Raw genomic sequence first — 18,880 nt, 5'->3', positions numbered from 1 at the left:
TTTGCGGCTTCAGACAACACAGTGAACCATGCATAGTTTTCATTTCCAAATCCATACTGAATATATCTGTTGGTAATGGAGGCGGAATGTAGTGGACAAAAAGATGAACCTGCTCATGTTCAGCGGGGATTACGATAAGGCGATGGCTGGACTGATTTTGGCGAATACGGCTCGGGAATTGGACGTGGACGTGACGATGTTTTTCGCATTCTGGGGACTATTTCTGGTTCGTGATCCTGATAAGATGACACTTGAGGACAAGACGATTTATGAAAAAATCATGGGCTGGATGACTCCAAAAGGACCCGAGGAGCTGCCGTTGTCCAAAATGAATTTTAGCGGTCTGGGCAAGCTGATGCTGACGGAAATGATCGAAGATAACGAAGCCCCGAAACTGATTCATTTCTTGAAGGGGGCACGGAAAAAGAACGTCAAATTTTATGCCTGTAAGCTATCCGTGGACATTATGGGTTTTAAACCCGAAGAATTCATACCTGAACTAGAAATTATCGAGGCTAAAACGTATCTCAAAGACGCGCTCGAATCCGATATGCAGCTGTTCATATAAGATGTACGCACGCCTTGTCCGACTCTCGGATGAGGCTTTTATTTTGACAAAAGGATGACATTCGCCTATTTTTCTTAACCCATTTAGGTCTTCCTACGTACCCTAGAATGACAGAACCACATGGGAGGCGCCCGTATGCTCAAGGCTCGAATCGGAAGCAACAATAGTGCGTATCAGCCTTCTAGCGAGGCTTATTTCACACGGTATCGGGAAGGCACGATCGGATATCATCAAACCTTTGAATCCCCATACGGGCAAAAAAAGCTGATGTATGCGGATTGGGCCGCCAGCGGCCGTCTGTATGGACCTATTGAGTCCAAAATAGCTAACGATTTTGGCCCTTTTGTAGCGAATACCCATACGGAGTCTAATTTGACAGGTACCCTAATGACTCAAGCCTACGAAGAGGCGAAGCGAATCATTAAGAACCACGTCCATGCTGACGAACACGATATCATTCTGTTTGCCGGGTCCGGTATGACAGGGGCAATAAATAAGCTTCAACGCATGCTGGGTTTGAAAATACATGAAAAATTAAAGCATCACTACCCTATCGCTGAAAAAGAACGTCCCGTTATTTTTGTCACCCATATGGAGCATCACTCGAATCATATCTCCTGGGCGGAAACGATTGGAGACGTCGTGTGCATTCCTTCCGGTCCCAGTGGTACCGTTGATCCTGCAAATCTGGAACGCTTACTGATTCAATTCCGTCATCGCCCAATCAAGATCGGCGCTTTTACAGCCTGTTCCAATGTTACTGGGTTTGAACCGCCGATTTACCGGCTATCTCGCAAAATGCATGAACATGGCGGCGTTTGTTTCATTGATTTTTCCGCAAACGCTCCTTATGCCGAGATCAACATGCACCCCACAGAGCCCCTTGAAAAACTGGACGGGATTGTATTTTCTCCCCACAAATTTCTCGGCGGGCCCGGTACAAGCGGCGTCTTAATCATGGATTCGAGGCTAAGCTCCAACCATGCCCCGGATCAGCCTGGTGGCGGTACGGTAAGCTGGACCAACCCTTGGGGTGGGTACGCATATAAAGACAATATCGAGGCGCGCGAGGATGGGGGAACTCCTGCCTTTCTACAGGCCATTCGAACGGCGCTCTGCATTCAACTGAAAGAACAGATGGGCCAAAAACGAATCTTAGAGCGCGAAAAGGAACTAACGCCGTTATTGTTAAACGGGTTGGACAAAATACCAGGCCTGCACGTTTTAGGTGGAAGAAGCCAAGAGCGGCTCGGAATCGTTTCTTTCGTTGTCAACCATATCCACTACAATCTGATTGTAAAATTACTGAATGATCGGTTCGGAATCCAGGTCCGCGGCGGCTGCTCCTGTGCAGGAGCGTATGGACACTATTTGCTGGGTATTGACCAACAAACCTCTAATCAAATGTCAGACCTCATCCATGCGGGAGATCTATCGAGAAAACCCGGCTGGGTGCGCCTGTCCCTCCATCCCATGATGACGAATCAGGAAGTCTCCTATCTGATCTCTTCCATACAAACGGTTGTGGAAAATATCATAGCGTGGCAAAAGGATTATACGTATCAACCCGACTCCAACGAGTGGCGATATAGGTATGAACAAAGAAAAATAGACGTCAGCAAATGGTTCAATTTTAGCGATTAAGAAACCTTTGTCCACTCCCCACTTTCAAAATTCTCATACTATACACAGTGAGATTAATATATGAGGAAAGAAGTGACGACAGTGGGTCTCAATTTTCGCAACAGTACCAATGCAGCTATCTATGTTGTCTACGCCTACCCGGACTTCAGCTGTAGTCCTGTCAACTACTCTAAAACCGGTTGGTTCCGTGTTAACCCCGGTCAGACCATTCAGGTTTGGAGTGGTTTTGCAGGAGGTCGCACGTTCTATTATTATGCCGAGGATCATTTTGGACGCGAGTGGCGGGGTTCATACTTCACCCAAATTCCTCAGCAGGCCTTCCATTGGTGCTGGAATACGGGCTGCACCACTTGTAGAAATCTGGGGCTGCGAAGAGTCACGGTCGGCCCGTTCGTCTTGAACCACACTATTGACTTTATAACGAGTGGTAGCCAAAGAAAACCTGCATCTGGCAATCTTCGTACGACACTGCCTACAAGAACGAAAGAAGAACAACCTGCCTTACGTAGAGTCCCTAAGACACCTAAAAGATTAAAACAAGGGACACCTGATTTGCCGAAACGCATCGCGCACAAAAAACGGACGAAATAAATAACTGAACATCTCGGAAAACAGGCTATCTAAGCCAAACTAAAGAGTTGCCTTTTCAAGCACACATATACAGATTATTTTAGAACCAAAAAAGGAGCGACCTCATCCCCATGGGTCTACTCCTTTCTCTTTTATCTATGGAGGTAAATCCACTTATTTACTCTCAGCTTCCCACTTGGATATTTCCTCGCGAACCCGTGGCGCTACCTCTGTTCCCAATAGCTCAATGGCTCTCATGACATCCTCGTGCGGCATCGTGCCTACAGGTACGTGCAATAGAAAGCGTGTAATGCCTACCTGCTTGCGCAGGTGAATGATTTTCTTGGCAACCGTATCGGGATCGCCTACATACAACGCCCCTTCAAAGCTACGCGCGGCATCAAAGCTGGAACGAGTGTAAGGCCCCCATCCACGCTCCCGCCCAAGCACATTCATACTCTGCTGGGTGGAAGGGAAAAACTTGTCGGCTGCAAGCTCGGTATTTTCTGCGATAAAACCATGTGAGTGTGATGCAACCGGAAGTAATGATGCGTCGTGCCCTGCGTGCGCAGCCGCTTTTTTATACAGCTCCACAAGCGGCGCAAACTGCACAGGGCTACCGCCAATAATCGCAAGAACCAACGGCAATCCAAGTAAACCGGCACGGACTACAGATTCCTGATTGCCCCCGCTACCAATCCATACGGGCAACGGATTTTGAACCGGACGTGGATACACGCCCAGATTATTTATCGCAGGCCGATGTCCGCCCTTCCAGGTGACTTTTTCAGAATCCCGTATGTTTAATAACAGCTCCAGCTTTTCATCAAACAGTTCGTCATAGTTATCTAAATCATAGCCAAACAGCGGAAATGATTCGATAAAAGAACCCCGGCCTGCCATAATCTCAGCCCGTCCATTCGAGATACCGTCCAGCGTAGCAAAATCCTGAAATACACGTACCGGATCATCTGAGGAAAGCACCGTGACCGCGCTGGTCAGCCGAATCCGCCGGGTCTGCGAAGCAGCAGCAGCTAGTATTACCGCAGGAGCAGATGCCGCATAATCTTTACGATGATGCTCTCCCACGCCATATACATCCAGCCCTACCCGATCTGCAAGCACAATCTCCTCAACAACTTCACGTATTCGTTGCGCATGACTGATGACCTCAGCCGTCTGTGTATCCGGCGTTGTTTCTACAAATGTGCTGATACCTATCTCCACTTGCCCTGCCCCCTAATTCAATGTCTCGTTTCCATCGGCTGTTTGCGAGCAAACCATTTTAAAAACCGATATCTTTATTTTGAACCTTTTGCATGACTTTTTCAAGTTCTGCTTGCTGAGCCTGGAAACGCCCAAAGAGAACCTGAAGGACTTACCGCAGGAAACAAAATCTTTTTGTCGAATATTTTACGGAATAAAAGAGATTTCCATCCTCACAACATGAATACAACAAGGAGGCGCATACATTTATGGCTTTTGTCATTAATAATTTAAAGGATAATAGCAATGTTGCCATCACAGACCAATTAGGTGGATTTACCGTACTGGAATACATATCGGATTTGAGCTGCACCTCGGTTGCGGCTGCGCAAGCCAATTACTATATGAGTAAAGGTAACATGCGCCGCAAGCAGCTCATGATCGAAATCAACAATAGTGAAATTATGATGAAGGCGGGCGCCATGCAATATACTGTGGGTAGTATGGAGATGACTACCGGTGTAAAAGGTGTGGGAGGCTTAATGCGAAATTTGGTGTCCGGTGCTGTAACAGGAACAGGTGCCATCAAACCTCACTATAAGGGTACGGGTACGATTATGCTGGAACCTACTTATAGTTACATTTGGCTCATCGATGTCGATAATGATCACATTGCCATTGAAGATGGCTTGTTTTTAGCTTGTGAAACCACACTGGACATATCCGTCGTTGCCCGCAGCAACCTTTCCTCAGCCGCACTGGGTGGAGAAGGATTATTTAATTTAAGTGCTCGGGGAAAAGGAGTTCTTGCCCTGCAAGCGCCTATCCCATCCGAAGAAGCCGTCGTTGTTGAATTGCAAAACGATGTGCTAAAAGTGGACGGCCATTTTGCCCTCATGTGGTCCAATACCTTACAGTTTACCGTCGAGAAATCTGGAAAGACCAAACTTGGCTCTGCCGCTTCCGGCGAAGGTCTGGTCAATGTGTACAGGGGAACCGGAACCGTTTGGCTGGCACCGTTATAAGCGATGTATATGAAGAGGAGAAGCTGAGCGCTTCTCCTCTTCTTAATGTCCATTGAATTGAAAGGTGTCCCTGCAATGCTGTACAAAATCCTCTAGACTGAAGAATTCCTTGAATTTGGGGTAGGCGCTACTTTCCTCCTTAGCCCAAGTCTTTAGTTCTTTTTCACAAACTCCGATTTTAATTTCATCGCTCCAAAACCATCAATTTTGCAATCAATATCATGATCGCCTTCCACCAGACGGATATTCTTTACTTTCGTGCCAATTTTCAAGACGGATGAGCTTCCTTTGACTTTAAGGTCTTTAATAACGGTTACAGAATCACCGTCTTTCAGGACGTTACCATTGGCATCTTTGATGACTTTTACATCTTCTTTATTTGCTGCTTCTGAATTGGAAGACCACTCATGAGCGCATTCCGGGCAAATGAAAAGACTCCGATCCTCGTAGGTGTATTCTGAATTACATTCCGGGCAATTTGGCAAATTAGACATAATCGTATGTACTCCATTCATTATCAATTCTACACCTGTGATCGTCCAAACCTTGCTCCAAGCCCTCCTTGGAGTTCCTTACAAGTATATTGGATAATCAGCAACGATTCCACTCATGAAGGAAATTATTTTGGGATTTCTCTTTCCTTTTGAATGATTATGAGGATTAAAAAAGGATGCTCGCCTTGTTAGGGTAGCATCCTTCATCATTAGTAAAATCATATATTGAAAATGTACTTTATGGTGAATTTATGCCTTTGTTTGCTTGACCAGCTCACGAATTCCTTGGCTAAGCGGCGTAAGCGGGCGTTTCAGAAGCTTCTCGAAATCGTTGCTTACGACATCCAAAGCTCCTTCGCGAATCGCTTGTTGAATACCGACCACAATAGGGATTGCGGCTTCCGGTACTCCCGCACTGAGCATAATGTCGGCATACGCAGCATCGTCTACCTGTTGTACAGGCACATCCTTGCCCAGAACCTCAGCAAGAATCGCCGCAAACTCTTCTTGGGTAATCGGCTTGCCGGAGAGCTCGTATATCGTATTCTCATGCCCTTCGCCGGACAAAACGACTGCCGCCGCTTGCGCATAATCTGCACGGGTGGCCCAACCTACTTTACCAGAGCCTGCCGAGGTCAGCCAAGGAGCACCCGCCAGCACGGATTGAATCGTGCCTGCTTCATTTTCAAGATACCAGTTATTGCGCAGGAAAGAGTAAGGGATGCCCGATTCGCGAATGAACTCTTCCGTTATACGATGTACAGGTGCAAGGAACAGAGTGCTGTCTGCCGCATTGGCAGCGCTTGTATAAGCGATGAAGCCTACTCCCGCACGTACAGCAGCATCCACAGCAGCCTTATGCTGGCGGATTCTTGTGTCATTATCCCCGTCCGCGGACACAATCAGCAGTCGGTCTACACCCGTAAACGCTTGGTCCAGCGTCTCCGGTTTGTCAAAATCGCCATGGCGAACGTCAACGCCACGGGCACGCAAGTTTTCTGCTTTTTCCGGATTTCTCACGCTAACAATAAGGTCTTCTGCCGATACGGATGCAAGCAACGTCTCTACTACGATGGAACCCAGTTGCCCAGTTGCTCCTGTTAATGCGATTTTCATATGAAATCCTCCATTCAGATTTTATTCACCTTTCTATAGTAACTATAAGTATGACACTTGTCTAATATCAAGGAGATGGCAAAGGCGCTAAAGGCTGTCCTCAACGGCTTGGCGCAGGGCGGAGAGGCTATTGTCCACTTCTACGGACCCGTCTACGAATTGTGGATTGGGAGACGCTTTGCTCGAAATTACAATCCGTTCACGGTTTCCCTTGCGATGAAGCGCTCCGCCGATCAGCTCTTCCGATCTGCCTAGGCCAAACAGGTAGGCTGTATCAATAAAGTCAATGCCAAGATCCAGTGCGTCCTGAAAAATTTTCCTTCCTATATCCTCAAAGCTTGACGCCAGCTATCGTTGCACTCCTTTCGTATGTGCTGCTGAGAGAAAAGATCACCCTGCGCCCTGGACTCGGGATCGCATGTCCACTGCTCGGCGTTTTGGCGCTGCAATGGCCTCACATATCCGCGTTCGGTTTTTCTGCTCCCAAGGCAACCTCATTCATTGGCATGCTGCTTGTTCTCTCTGCCGTGTTCGGGGAAGCAGCGCTAACGGTATTACGCAAGATGCTATCCAGCCATGTCTCTTCCCTGCTTGGAACCATGTATATCACACTCTTTTCTTTCCTCATGTTTCTGGCTTGTTCCTTTGGGGAGGCACGACAGTTCAACTTCAACGACGTTGGTGCAAGTGATATTGGACTTGTCTTATATTATGGTATCTTTGTCACAGCATTAGCTTACGTATTATGGTTCCGGGGCGTGTCAAGGGTACCAGCCAGTACGGCAGCGGTATACACCGGGTGTATTCCGGTCAGTACACTGCTGCTGTCCTATATTATCCTCCGAGAGCCCTTTTCATTTGCTCATCTGGCGGGTGCAGGCTTTATCTCGCTTGGCATCATGCTCATTTCACGCGGTGAACGCCACTGACTCAAGCAGACTGCTCGCGACGGCTTTTCCTCCCTGCATCCCTTTTACGGGCATGTCGACTCCTCTTTAGGTGACCCCATTTGGGGGTAGCTCTTGGGTTAACATTATTCCATACAACATCAATATTATGAATGAACGAGGCGTTAAATCATCAGGGGTCTGAGGTATCGTGCCAAGTCATTTTGTAGTAAAAACATATTTCCCGCTTACCGTTACTCGCTTAATTGAAGCACCCTTGCGATATTCTCGCACGTACGCTCTACGTTTTGCGGCCCTTCGACCAACAGCTTATCCAGTTCGGATGCTCCCGGCACGATGCCGAATACCGCATCTATTCCTTTCTGGTACAACGTGTCGATCCCCTCCCCGATATAGCCTGCGACCGCGATGACCTTTTTACCGGATTGTTTGGCCGCTTGAGCTACTCCATATGGCGTTTTCCCGAATTTGGTCTGAAAATCAATACCGCCTTCTCCCGTAAAAACGATATCCGCATTCGCCAGCTTCTGCTCTAATCCGGTGTATTCGATCACAATTTCAATGCCTTTTTGCAGTACCGCCTGAGTAAAAATCAGCAACCCCGCACCCAATCCTCCTGCGGCCCCCGCTCCTGGAAGATCGCGTACATCCTTGCCCAGTTGCTGCTTCACCACATCCGCGTAATGGGCAAGATTAGAATCCAATTGCTGTACCATCTCCGGGGTTGCTCCTTTTTGCGGACCAAATACATGAGATGCCCCATGCGCTCCGCACAACGGATTCGTCACATCACAGGCTACAATCAATTGTACCTGCTGCAAGCGGTCATCCAGAGATGAGATATCTATGCGGACCAGGCCGCCCAGACTGCCGCCGCCGCGTGGAAGAGTATTCCCTTTTGCATCAAGAAATCTGGCCCCTAGCGCTTCTGCCATCCCTGTCCCGCCGTCATTCGTCGCGCTTCCGCCAATGCCAATAATAATACCTTGAATCCCTTGATTCAGGCATTCACGGATTAACTCACCCGTACCGTAGGTTGTTGTCTTTAGCGGGTTTTTGTTATCCTTGTTGACCAGATGAATTCCGCTGGCGGATGCCATCTCAATCGCCGCAGTTGTGCCGTCTCCCAGCAAACCGTATGCAGCAGTTATGGGTTCTCCCAGCGGTCCGGTCACCTCTTTATAACGAATCTGCCCACCTGTCGCATCCACCAGTGACTGAACGGTTCCTTCACCGCCGTCCGCCATGGGGACGTGGATATAATTTGCCAACGGATAGACCTTGCGCAGTCCTTTCTCCATCGCGATGCACACTTCTTTAGCCGTCATACTTTCTTTAAAGGAATCCGGTGCCAGCACAAATGTCTTCTCTCTCATCTTCTCACCCCATCATGAATATTAAAGTAAAAATCCATACATTAATGACGCTACAATTGCCATTGTTCCACCCACAATAGCTTACCGTAGTTCCTGTATGCACCATTACAGCAGCGGCCAACGGGGCTGTCCCCATGTTCAGAATCGCTTTTCCAAACGAGCCTGTCGCCAAAATAACTCCCGTCGAGGTTGAAGCCGTGGCAGCCGCCATCAGAACGGTCACGATTAAACCACATATTGCAGGAACCACACCTACCAGCATAACGTGGCTTAAATCCAGATTGAATCCGCGCGCCGCTAATCAATACACTGATGGTCTGCTCCAAATTGGCTCCACCCAGTAAATCCCTGCGATGGCTCCCAAAAACAAAGCTCTGCTAACCTTAGGGTCGGCAGAGCTTTTTACATGCATCCAATTAAAGTCACCTAATGTATACTATCCACTTTACGCCGACTCTGCCGGCTTTGCCAGTTTACCGCTTAATGCGTCGTCAGAGAAGGCGATCCTCGGTTCCTCGTTCCAATGCGTCTCGGCGCTCCATACTACTCAGACGTTCATTTTCCGCTTGCAGAAGTTTGACTTGCTCCTGCATATGTTTTATGTATGCTGCAACAGTAGTGTTCCCAGGTATATCAGACCACTCCGACTCCGTAAGTGTGATAGAAACCTTTTTTGTTATGCCCTGTGCTGGTCTGCCTACCTTACGCTTGTCTGCGCTCATATCGCTACCTCTGATCAATTTAAGTTACCTTAATTGTCGAGGTATTTGAGTAACTTAAATTAAATAGGCAAAACAACCCCGCCAACCAGTTAAGGTTAGCGGGTATATCGGCTTACATTTCCCCAATTGTTTCCTGAAGTTGAATAACTAATAACCTTATGACTAGTCGACACAGGCATAGCTAAGATAAACAAAAAGCTAGTTGCGACGATCAGAAGAACCCTTTTCCTCAACTTTGTCTAACCGACTTTATCAATAATATTTACATATAGGATTTGAATCTATATAAACGTCATACAGACCCGGACAGAACCCTTGCGCGGTTCAATTCCGTAGCGTGTCTTATGATAGACTGGTAGGATTGTCCAAAGTTATTATTGGAAAATTACAAAAAGAAACTTATAATGTAATTGAAGACAAACATCTGCAGCAAACTCTTTATTAGTCATATAGCAAAATTGGAACTTATACATACTGGAAGTTGATTAATAAAGACCATTCTTTGTCTTGGAAAGAGGGGGTCAATCTTATTCATTCAATTCAATAAGGTAAGTTAAGATCAGTTTAGGCAAAAACAAAATTTAATGAGAGAGAAGGATATGAATATGAAAAATATTAAAAAAGCTTCTTTATTATCCGTTTTGTCTTTAGCTCTTGCAATTCCATTAACTGCTTCTGCCGCAGCTACGACCGATGTTGCACCAGCCACAACTGACTCAGTAGCAGTTTCCCAATCTGCAAACGAATCGACTATGGTAAATACACCAACATCAGGGGATCACGTTATCACTCCTCAATCCACACAACCTGCGTTTGACATTACATTGGGCGGTCAACAATCAGAAGCGTCTTTTAGTGTCCCAGCCAGAATGGGTTACATTAAAATATGGGTGAAGAATACAGGAAGTGAGAAAATTAAATTCGCTTTACACAAGGGATCAGCTAATGGTCCGGTTGTAAAAGAAGCAACGATTGCGAAGGGCTCCACTTTTGAGTGGATAAGCTCCTCAGCTTTGTCGACTGGTGATTTTTATGCTACTTTTAACACAAGTAATACTAATATGAAAGGTCGGTCTTATGGTAAGCTAGGTTCGTCAAGAAGTGGTTTATAATTCAAACATGCAAGTGTTGTAAACTGATTTAGTATTGAATTGTATGCCCCTGCTGCGTAGTTTTATATTATGTAGTAAGGGGCATTTATTGTAAGTAAGGATAACTCTAACAAAGTGAGCATTTCAAAGAATGTACATTGCCAGCTACTTCATTTGAAGATATTTTCTTAGATGACCGTTTGACGGACATTTTCGCTAATCAGTAAAATGATCTTGTCATTCCTCCTTAGCAACTAAGTACAAATGCTTTTATGCAACAGCGCAGCGTTTTGCATCCCGCTTGTGGGAATAGTCTTATCGCTGTTTATTTTTTCGGGTTTTAAATAAGCGCCTGTGTTCATTTGGCGCTGTAAATACATGGGCAGATACAAGTCACTCATTGGGGTGGCTTTTTTTATTACCTTGAAAGGTTGAAATGGTTTAAAGAAGAAGAAAGGAATTTTGCTACACATGAAAAGACCACCAAAACAGCCGAAGAAATACAAAGGTTGTGTATGGGAATAGCAAGCATGAGCGCTGGCACAAGAAGCGCCCGCCGGATCTGAACATGGGTGATGTGACGGAACGCGAAGAAGGTACGATGAGCAACTTTAATACCATTCTGCTCAAGGATCAGAAAGTGGCCAACACGCTCGCCAGTTTGTCCGTTTTCTTGCGTGACAATACTCCTGAGCATATCACCGATACGGACGCTATATGGATGCAGACTTTCCCAAGCGACTACGATTTTGTGGATGCTAACGCTCAATATGTATGTGGCATGAGTGTTCCGCCTGTCATGATGAAGCGGATTGCAGAGCAGATTAATTCCCAATGGTTTAATGCATAACCCAGAAACAACTCTAAAGATTTATACACACGTCATAGACAAGATGAAAAAGGATGCAACTGAGAAGACAAGAATTCACTTTGCGGATATATTGAACAATAATTTTGCAACAAATCAACCCCCGATGCAGGAAATGTAATTTTTTTGTGATTTAATGAAGAAAGCCTCTCGGGCTTCGTACGGAGTCTTGATGCGAACTCCCGCCCGCGCTGCCTCTACATGATCAATGTTATGCAATACAGTTAATCATTGATATGTATGAGAGTGTACCTGGATATAGAGTATACTATATGAGTATAAGTCCGATACACGATGACATTATATATGTAATGGTATCCAAATACAGCGCAGAAGAGGTTGAAAATGAGTCGAAAGAATTTTACAGATTACCCATTAAGCGAAGAAATTATGAGGGCGTTGAATAGCTTGGGCTATGAGACGCCAACCGAGATTCAGACGGAAGTCATTCCAGTTGCGCTTGAGAAGAAGGATCTTGTCGCCAAATCGCAAACAGGTAGCGGCAAAACAGCGGCATATGGTATTCCACTTTGTGAGCTAGTAGATTGGAATGAGAATAAGCCCCAGGCTTTAATCCTGACGCCAACTCGTGAACTCGCGTTACAGGTTACTGAAGACATCACGAATATTGGACGCTTTAAGCGGATAAAAGCAACGCCTCTTTATGGGAAACATCCTTTTCATATACAAAAGGCCGAGTTAAAGCAAAGAACGCATGTGGCTGTAGGTACACCAGGACGTGTACTGGACCATATTGAACGAGGTACGCTATCGTTAGATCGGATTACCTATCTCGTGATTGATGAAGCTGATGAGATGCTGAATATGGGCTTTATCGAGCAAGTTCAGTCGATCATTCAGGCGCTGCCTGGTGACCGGGTTACGATGTTATTCTCCGCTACTTTTCCTGAGGATGTAGCCACGCTGTCACGTAAGTATATGAACAATCCTGTTGAAATTGAAATTAAAGCGACTGGTATAACGACCGCCACAATTGATCACTCTCTTATTCAGATGAAGGAGTCAGACAAGCTGGCACTGCTGCAAGATCTGCTCATTGTTGAGAATCCTGATAGCTGCATTATTTTCTGTCGTACGCAGGAGAATGTAGATACATTATTCAGAGCATTGGCTGATCTTGAATATCCATGTGATCGGATTCATGGCGGAATGGAGCAAGATGAGCGATTTGAGGTGATGAACGCGTTCAGAAGAGGGCAATTCCGCTACTTGATCGCGACAGATGTTGCTGCAAGGGGTATCGATATTACCAATATCACCCATGTCATTAACTACGATATTCCCCTTGAGAAGGAAAGCTATGTTCATCGCACGGGACGTACGGGACGTGCAGGCAAAACGGGGAAAGCAATTACTCTGGTCACTCCTAAGGATGGCAAACGATTAGCCGATATTGAAGCATATATTGGATTCCCGATTCCGAAAGTAAAAGCTCCCTCAGAAGAGGCTGTTGATCTCCGTAGAGAAGATTTTGAGCAGAAGCTACATGTAAAAACTGCACTCAAAAAAGATAAGCGCGAGCAATTAAACCAACAAATTATGAAGCTGAACTTTAATGGCGGCAAGAAGAAGAAATTCAGAGCTGTCGACTTTGTTGGGACAATTGCTAAGCTGGATGGGGTAAGCGCAGACGATATCGGGATCATTACGATTCTTGATAATGTGACAGATGTTGAAATTCTGAATGGCAAGGGTCCACTGGTGCTGGAGATTATGAAAAATACGACCGTTAAAGGCAAGCTGTTAAAGGTCCGTAAGGGAAATAAGTAGAAGGTACGCTGATTAAACTCTCCTCCTGTTAAAGAAAAGTTTGGATCCGAAAACGACTTATTCAACAAAGGGAATAATTCCTCATCGGGTATTCGGTTGTCTTCATTAGGAAAAATCCTTTCTTTAATGAGAATTGTCAAAACACAGCAAGAAATTGACTCACTGCCCACGCCGGAGCATTTCCTGCGGCACCTAGGACAGATCGGGCACTACTTCCAACATTTAGGGGATGCGCTGGAGGGCGAAGTTGGGAAGGGAATTCCGCTTGGCCGAGCACGGCTACATCGTTGTTCCCAAAGCGTGAGAAATGTCTGCAACTCAGCAACATAGGACCGAACCTCGAGGATGGCGGGCTGCTGCAAGGAACTTTTCTAAAAGCTTGCCATTCTTATGATACGGTTCTCCGCGCTGGCTGTAACGGCAAGTTCAAAGGGCACCGAATCAGGTGCCCTTTGTGCGTAACACATGTTTTCATGCATGCGGATATGGAAACATGCCGATTCAATTGATGATGAAGTGTGGAAGTCTTATTAATGTCCGCGATGCTTTTCTTTCGCTTTCTTCTCCTTCAATTCCCTTACCTGTGCCTTTATTGCTTCCCTTTGCTGTTTAGAGTAGGCCCGTTTCTCCAGCTTGCGCTTCTCATACTCTAACTTTAGGGCCTCCTGTGCGTAGGAGGAGACCCCTTTCCTCCTTAATTCATACGCTGCCTGCCTTGCTAGCCGCTTCGGATTGACCTTCTTCGTTTCAGACAACTTTACGGCCACCTCTTGTGAGAGTCCACTGACAAGCATCCACATTTCCTCACGGATAAAATGGAGAATTTCCTCATCCTGAGGCTCTTTACCAAAAATGTACCTAGCTGCCTTCAATTTCCCTTGGTCTTGCTCTTCCACGACTCCAACCCAATACTGTCCATCGTGATAAACCGTAAGCTTCATATTAATCCCCCTCATTTTAAATCGAAACGATGGACATCCCGAGGGGGAAGGTTACTGACATGGCGCTCTTGGAATATAGAGTCATCCATGTGTCTGGACTACCAACCAGACTGTGTTTTTTCGTTCCAAAAAAAATTATAGTTACCTTACTGGAAAACAGCAAGGCAAAATTAATTCTGCATGAAATTGTTCAACGTAGAACCATATTGGGTAAATCTAGACTACTCTCATTTTTCCACTCTAAAAAATCCCAGTATCCCCGGGCATTAGCTCATACAAAGTGTGAGAAATACTCATATATTACTTATAAATGGACAGAAAGGGGACGGTGAATGCTGTGGGAATAAAATTTAACAGAGCCGAAAATCACTTTAGAAAAGCACGTAAACATTTTGGAAAAGTAAAGGATAAAGAGCTAGCAGAAGGCTTGAGAAGATTATGTACAGGATTACTTCGTTTAAATGATGAGTTACGTTCCACCCTTGGCCGCAAAAAATAATAATAACTAATTAAAACGGAAAACAAATGTACTCGATGGAGCAACAGTTTACAGGTCAAATACAAGGGGGGGGGAAGTCTTGATACTCCAATTGATTATTATAATCGCTGCTTTCGTTTTTTTGTACTTCATACTAAAGCCTCCAGTTGAGGTTCACGGTGACGATTCTTTGATCAGCGAAAGTGGTACCCTTCTGCCAGTAAAACAGGATGGTGACGTAGCTAGGCATATTAATATAAATTTGTATGAAGAGGGTTCTCGACTCAGGAGTGAAAGATAATGTTCCAATCAGTCGAGTTTTTCCTAACAATCATAGCTTTTTTTCTCAGCATGGTGTTCATACTTTGGAGGCCAAAAGGTTTAAATGAAGCAATCCCCGCAACAGCAGGAGCGATATTAGTACTAATAAGCGGAAGCGTGACATTATCAGATTTGGTTAAGATCTCCACAATGGTAAGCGGAGCTGCAATAACCATAATAGCTACTATTTCAATGGCAATTATATTGGAGAGCTTTGGATTCTATATTTGGGCTGCTGAAGGACTGTTGGCCAAAGCAAGAGGTTCTGGAATTCGTCTGTTTTGGTACGTCAATGCAGTTTGCTTTCTTATGACTTTATTTTTCAATAACGACGGGAGCATCTTTATTACAACACCTATTTTAATTTTATTATTGAATCATCTAAAGCTGAAAAATCACGAAAAGATCCCCTATTTGCTTTCGGGCGCATTAACAGCAACCGCATCAAGCGCTCCAATCGGAGTAAGCAACATCGTCAATTTAATTGCACTAAAAATTATAGGGATTGATCTCTTCACCAATTTCCTGATGATGTTTGTTCCTTCTGTAACAGGACTGCTATTGTTCTCAGGCCTATTATATTTATGCTTCTACAAAAAACTGCCCCGGAACATATCTAACCAAAAGTTTCATAATGAAATCTATCCGCATCCTTCACAAAAATCCGGGAAAGAACGAAACCGATTAATGAGAAATATTCTACTCTTTGTATTTTCCGTACGTGTAAGTCTTTTTATTGCCTCTTATTATAACATTCCAATTGAAATTGTGGCTGTGTTAGGTTCCGTGCTTTTACTTGGGTGGCGTTGGATTTATATTAAAATACCTCCATTGGATATGTTGAAAAAAACACCATGGTATATATTCGTGTTTGCATTTAGCATTTATATCATCATTTTTGGCTTAAATAACATTGGGTTAACAAGTATGTTAATTCACCTAACTCAACCACTGATTGCAGGAGATCTGCTCACCGCCAGTTTGATAATGGGAGTTCTTTTAACGATTATGTCCTCCTTATTTAATAATCACCCGGCATTAATGATTGGAACGGTTTCCCTTACAAGTATGAATCTAGATCCTCTCCATTTAAAAGTAGCTTATCTAGCAAGCGTTATCGGGAGCGATGTAGGCTCATTGCTATTACCGATCGGTACTCTCGCATCATTAATTTGGTTGCACATAATTAGGCAAAACAACGTAAAAATAAGTTGGAAAGATTATGTGAAGGTAACGATTATCACTATCCCGCCTACAGTACTCTTTACTTTGGTTTTCTTGGCATACTGGGTGAAATGGCTATTTTAGCATCATTGTTAGAATAATCGCTTTACGTTAGGGAACGGAGGGCGCGGCATGTCAAACGGTTCCGATATAACGAAGTTGGAGAGCATTATTCCCCAATACGGCCTGACTTTAAAAAGCGTTCAACCCTATGATTAGCATAAAGCAATGTATTACGCTATGCGATGATGCTTTCTCTATTGCACAAAGATGGCTGTCGGGATTTTTCCCGACAGCCAAATATTTTTGATAACCAGTTTATCAGTTTGAATTAATACTTCACATTGTTACACTGTATATCAACGAACAGCTTCTAAAGAAAGGAATACAAGCCAGAGATATCTTTGTTTCTACATCCAAAAATTAAGGATGGAGCGGTCCTTTTTCGCTCAGGCCAAGCGTCTGCGTTGTGGAAGCATGAATTTCTTGGAAAAGCTCTGGGTTTTCCGCTAGTGACACGCCATGAGAAGGAATCATCTCTTTTATTCTCGGTTCCCACTCTTTCATATGTTGTGGGAAGCATTTTTCTAATACTTTCAGCATAACCCGAACTGCAGTAGAAGCACCCGGAGAAGCGCCGAGCAATGCAGCTACCGAGCCATCAGCGGCACAAACCACTTCCGTACCAAATTGAAGTGTTCCTTTCCCGCCCTCTGTATCTTTAATTACCTGCACACGTTGACCCGCTACCACGATCTCCCAGTCCTCGATTTCGGCGTTTGGAATAAACTCGCGTAATTCTTCCAGACGCTTTTCATTCGATAACATCACTTGCTGGATCAGGTATTTGGTCAATGCCATTTCTTTTGCGCCTGCCGCCAACAACGTGAAGAGGTTATTTGGTTTTACAGAACCGATCAGATCCAAATTCGAACCGGTTTTCAAGAACTTTGGCGAAAAGCCGGCAAACGGTCCAAACAGCAGTGCTTTTTGGTTGCCGATATACCTTGTATCCAGATGCGGAACAGACATGGGAGGAGCACCAATCTTGGCTTTACCGTACACTTTTGCATGATGCTGCTCGACAATTTTAGGATTGTTGCATACCATAAATAGTCCACTTACCGGAAATCCTCCAATATGTTTGGACTCCGGAATACCGGTTTTTTGTAGTAAAGGTAGACTTGCGCCCCCACCGCCGATAAATACGAATTTAGTAATATGTTTTTCGATTTTACGGCTATCAAGGTTATGCACTTTAACTTCCCACGAGCCGTCGCTCGTACGTTTAATATCCTTAACAATATGCTTGTATTTGATCTCAACGTCTTTACTTTTTAATTGGTCAAATAGCAGGCGGGTTAAGGCGCCGAAGTTGACATCTGTTCCAGAGTCGATTTTGGTAGCCGCAATCGGTTCATTCGATGTACGGCCTTCCATGATCAGCGGAATCCATTCTTTCAACTTTTCAGGGTCGTCAGAAAATTCCATTCCTTGAAACAGAGGGATTTTTGATAGCGCTTTAAATCTCTTTTTCAAAAAAGATACATCTTGTTCCCCCATCACCAAACTCATATGAGGTATTGGCTTGATAAAGTCCTTCGGATTATGAATCAAATTGCTGTTTACAAGAAAAGACCAAAACTGTCTGGAGAGCTGAAACTGCTCATTAATGTTTATAGCTTTACTAATATCTATAGATCCGTCAGGTTTCTCGGATGTATAGTTCAGCTCGCACAGTGCAGCATGACCCGTACCGGCATTATTCCATTCGTTAGAGCTTTCTTCTCCTGCGCTTGCGAGTTTCTCAAACACTGTGATTTCCCACTCTGGTGCTAACTCTTTAAGCAATGAACCCAGAGTGGCGCTCATGACTCCGGCACCAATTAAGATAACGTCTGTTTTTTTCTGAATGCTGCTCATAAAAACCTTCCTTATCTCTTATATTTGCAAAAAAAGAGCAGGCCCTCCTGCCTAAGGGATACAAGAAGCGAGGCTCCACTCAGGAACATACCTTTCTGTCTCCATTATAGTCTTTTAAAAATTATATGACTATTATCATTGATTATAAACCATTTTCATATGGAAAAAAAAGTGATAAATTTTCCGCAGGGTTCTAAGTATCTATAAACATAAAATATATAGAAAAATTTTTCCTTTATTATAACCATTTTAACCGCAATTTTTGCTTTAGTGTAAACATGAAGAAGGTACTAAACAGCTCATTATGTAGGACTAATTCAACATCCCGGCCTATTATCCTTGTGGTACGGTTCATCTCGTTGTCTGCAACGGCTCAATAATTTGAAATTCTAGCCCTTGTCGATGTTCAAGGAACTTGATATATCCTTCGTACCCGTGAAGGCCCTTTTTCTTTCCGTAAATTTGCTCAGTATAATACCAAATCATGGAATCTAACCATTCTTGAGATCTCATTGTTTTAACTCGCTCAATCGTCTCACGAGCATTGGTTTGCTTCAAATAAAACAAAATTGGATTTAACTCCTAAGTTTGCTTCGCAATCTGTAAAACATGCT

19 protein-coding genes and 1 pseudogene are annotated in these 18,880 nt (G+C 44.5%); 10 read left to right on the top strand and 10 right to left on the bottom strand.

The annotated features are described in order from the left end of the window. Positions 1-91: 91 nt before the first annotated feature. From ACWGOO_RS15135 to ACWGOO_RS15125, 3 genes are all read left to right on the top strand, one after another. Positions 92-568: a DsrE/DsrF/DrsH-like family protein gene (locus tag ACWGOO_RS15135; protein WP_025686194.1), complete on the top strand. Its 477-nt coding sequence runs from the start codon at positions 92-94 to the stop codon at positions 566-568. A gap of 135 nt (positions 569-703) precedes the next feature. Further along, positions 704-2,212 (top strand): aminotransferase class V-fold PLP-dependent enzyme, encoded by a 1,509-nt coding sequence (locus ACWGOO_RS15130; RefSeq protein ID WP_452484692.1) that lies wholly within the window; start codon positions 704-706, stop codon positions 2,210-2,212. Between the two features lie 60 nt (positions 2,213-2,272). Beyond that, the gene (locus ACWGOO_RS15125) at positions 2,273-2,803 is read left to right on the top strand and encodes a DUF1036 domain-containing protein (protein WP_452484690.1); all 531 of its coding nucleotides are present in this window, start codon (positions 2,273-2,275) and stop codon (positions 2,801-2,803) included. Between the two features lie 153 nt (positions 2,804-2,956). Here ACWGOO_RS15125 and ACWGOO_RS15120 read toward each other — a convergent pair whose 3' ends face one another. Then, positions 2,957-4,009, bottom strand: coding sequence for an LLM class flavin-dependent oxidoreductase (locus tag ACWGOO_RS15120; RefSeq protein WP_452484688.1), 1,053 nt, complete (start codon positions 4,007-4,009; stop codon positions 2,957-2,959). A 248-nt stretch (positions 4,010-4,257) separates the two neighbouring features. Between ACWGOO_RS15120 and ACWGOO_RS15115 the strand changes: the two genes are divergently transcribed. Further along, a complete protein-coding gene (locus tag ACWGOO_RS15115) occupies positions 4,258-5,013 on the top strand; it encodes an AIM24 family protein (protein WP_452484686.1) in 756 nt (251 codons plus the stop codon). Between the two features lie 152 nt (positions 5,014-5,165). Here the strand turns inward: ACWGOO_RS15115 and ACWGOO_RS15110 are convergent, their stop codons facing one another. From ACWGOO_RS15110 to ACWGOO_RS15100, 3 genes are all read right to left on the bottom strand, one after another. Continuing rightward, positions 5,166-5,507, bottom strand: coding sequence for a zinc ribbon domain-containing protein YjdM (locus tag ACWGOO_RS15110; RefSeq protein WP_452484684.1), 342 nt, complete (start codon positions 5,505-5,507; stop codon positions 5,166-5,168). Positions 5,508-5,756: 249 nt separating this feature from the next. After that, positions 5,757-6,623 (bottom strand): SDR family oxidoreductase, encoded by an 867-nt coding sequence (locus ACWGOO_RS15105; RefSeq protein ID WP_452484682.1) that lies wholly within the window; start codon positions 6,621-6,623, stop codon positions 5,757-5,759. Between the two features lie 87 nt (positions 6,624-6,710). Beyond that, positions 6,711-6,887: an aldo/keto reductase gene (locus ACWGOO_RS15100; protein WP_452484915.1), complete on the bottom strand. Its 177-nt coding sequence runs from the start codon at positions 6,885-6,887 to the stop codon at positions 6,711-6,713. Positions 6,888-6,922: 35 nt separating this feature from the next. Between ACWGOO_RS15100 and ACWGOO_RS15095 the strand changes: the two genes are divergently transcribed. After that, complete coding sequence (locus ACWGOO_RS15095) at positions 6,923-7,552, top strand: DMT family transporter (RefSeq protein ID WP_452484680.1); 630 nt, start codon at positions 6,923-6,925, stop codon at positions 7,550-7,552. Positions 7,553-7,764: 212 nt separating this feature from the next. On the opposite strand, the gene ACWGOO_RS15090 is transcribed toward ACWGOO_RS15095, so the two are convergent. From ACWGOO_RS15090 to ACWGOO_RS15080, 3 genes and pseudogenes are all read right to left on the bottom strand, one after another. After that, the gene (locus ACWGOO_RS15090) at positions 7,765-8,907 is read right to left on the bottom strand and encodes a glycerate kinase family protein (RefSeq protein WP_452484678.1); all 1,143 of its coding nucleotides are present in this window, start codon (positions 8,905-8,907) and stop codon (positions 7,765-7,767) included. Positions 8,908-8,928: 21 nt separating this feature from the next. Continuing rightward, a pseudogene (locus ACWGOO_RS15085) lies at positions 8,929-9,160 on the bottom strand (GntP family permease); the annotation flags it as partial. 238 nt (positions 9,161-9,398) lie between these two features. Next, positions 9,399-9,629: a hypothetical protein gene (locus ACWGOO_RS15080; protein WP_452484676.1), complete on the bottom strand. Its 231-nt coding sequence runs from the start codon at positions 9,627-9,629 to the stop codon at positions 9,399-9,401. Positions 9,630-10,234: 605 nt separating this feature from the next. On the opposite strand from ACWGOO_RS15080, the gene ACWGOO_RS15075 reads away from it, so the two are divergent. Then, positions 10,235-10,741 carry a hypothetical protein gene (locus tag ACWGOO_RS15075; RefSeq protein WP_452484674.1) on the top strand — a complete coding sequence of 169 codons (507 nt, stop codon included), beginning with the start codon at positions 10,235-10,237 and terminating at the stop codon, positions 10,739-10,741. Positions 10,742-10,974: 233 nt separating this feature from the next. Here ACWGOO_RS15075 and ACWGOO_RS15070 read toward each other — a convergent pair whose 3' ends face one another. Next, entirely contained in the window at positions 10,975-11,193 is a 219-nt protein-coding gene (locus tag ACWGOO_RS15070; protein ID WP_452484672.1) for a hypothetical protein, read from the bottom strand. A 38-nt stretch (positions 11,194-11,231) separates the two neighbouring features. Here ACWGOO_RS15070 and ACWGOO_RS15065 point away from each other — a divergent pair, with 38 nt between their 5' ends. Continuing rightward, entirely contained in the window at positions 11,232-11,570 is a 339-nt protein-coding gene (locus tag ACWGOO_RS15065; RefSeq protein WP_452484670.1) for a DNA cytosine methyltransferase, read from the top strand. Positions 11,571-11,933: 363 nt separating this feature from the next. Further along, a complete protein-coding gene (locus ACWGOO_RS15060) occupies positions 11,934-13,379 on the top strand; it encodes a DEAD/DEAH box helicase (RefSeq protein ID WP_452484668.1) in 1,446 nt (481 codons plus the stop codon). A gap of 530 nt (positions 13,380-13,909) precedes the next feature. On the opposite strand, the gene ACWGOO_RS15055 is transcribed toward ACWGOO_RS15060, so the two are convergent. After that, positions 13,910-14,320 carry a YjdF family protein gene (locus ACWGOO_RS15055; protein ID WP_452484666.1) on the bottom strand — a complete coding sequence of 137 codons (411 nt, stop codon included), beginning with the start codon at positions 14,318-14,320 and terminating at the stop codon, positions 13,910-13,912. Positions 14,321-14,657: 337 nt separating this feature from the next. Between ACWGOO_RS15055 and ACWGOO_RS15050 the strand changes: the two genes are divergently transcribed. Both ACWGOO_RS15050 and ACWGOO_RS15045 read left to right on the top strand, forming a co-directional pair. Then, complete coding sequence (locus tag ACWGOO_RS15050; RefSeq protein WP_452484664.1) at positions 14,658-14,819, top strand: hypothetical protein; 162 nt, start codon at positions 14,658-14,660, stop codon at positions 14,817-14,819. A 279-nt stretch (positions 14,820-15,098) separates the two neighbouring features. Further along, complete coding sequence (locus ACWGOO_RS15045) at positions 15,099-16,427, top strand: ArsB/NhaD family transporter (RefSeq protein ID WP_452484662.1); 1,329 nt, start codon at positions 15,099-15,101, stop codon at positions 16,425-16,427. 339 nt (positions 16,428-16,766) lie between these two features. Here the strand turns inward: ACWGOO_RS15045 and ACWGOO_RS15040 are convergent, their stop codons facing one another. After that, the gene (locus tag ACWGOO_RS15040; RefSeq protein ID WP_452484660.1) at positions 16,767-18,266 is read right to left on the bottom strand and encodes a malate:quinone oxidoreductase; all 1,500 of its coding nucleotides are present in this window, start codon (positions 18,264-18,266) and stop codon (positions 16,767-16,769) included. Positions 18,267-18,880 lie beyond the last annotated feature (614 nt).

It is taken from the genome of Paenibacillus sp. NPDC055715 (assembly GCF_053617595.1).
Note: the sequence above shows the minus strand (reverse complement) of the source record. Positions and strands in the feature narration are given on the sequence as shown.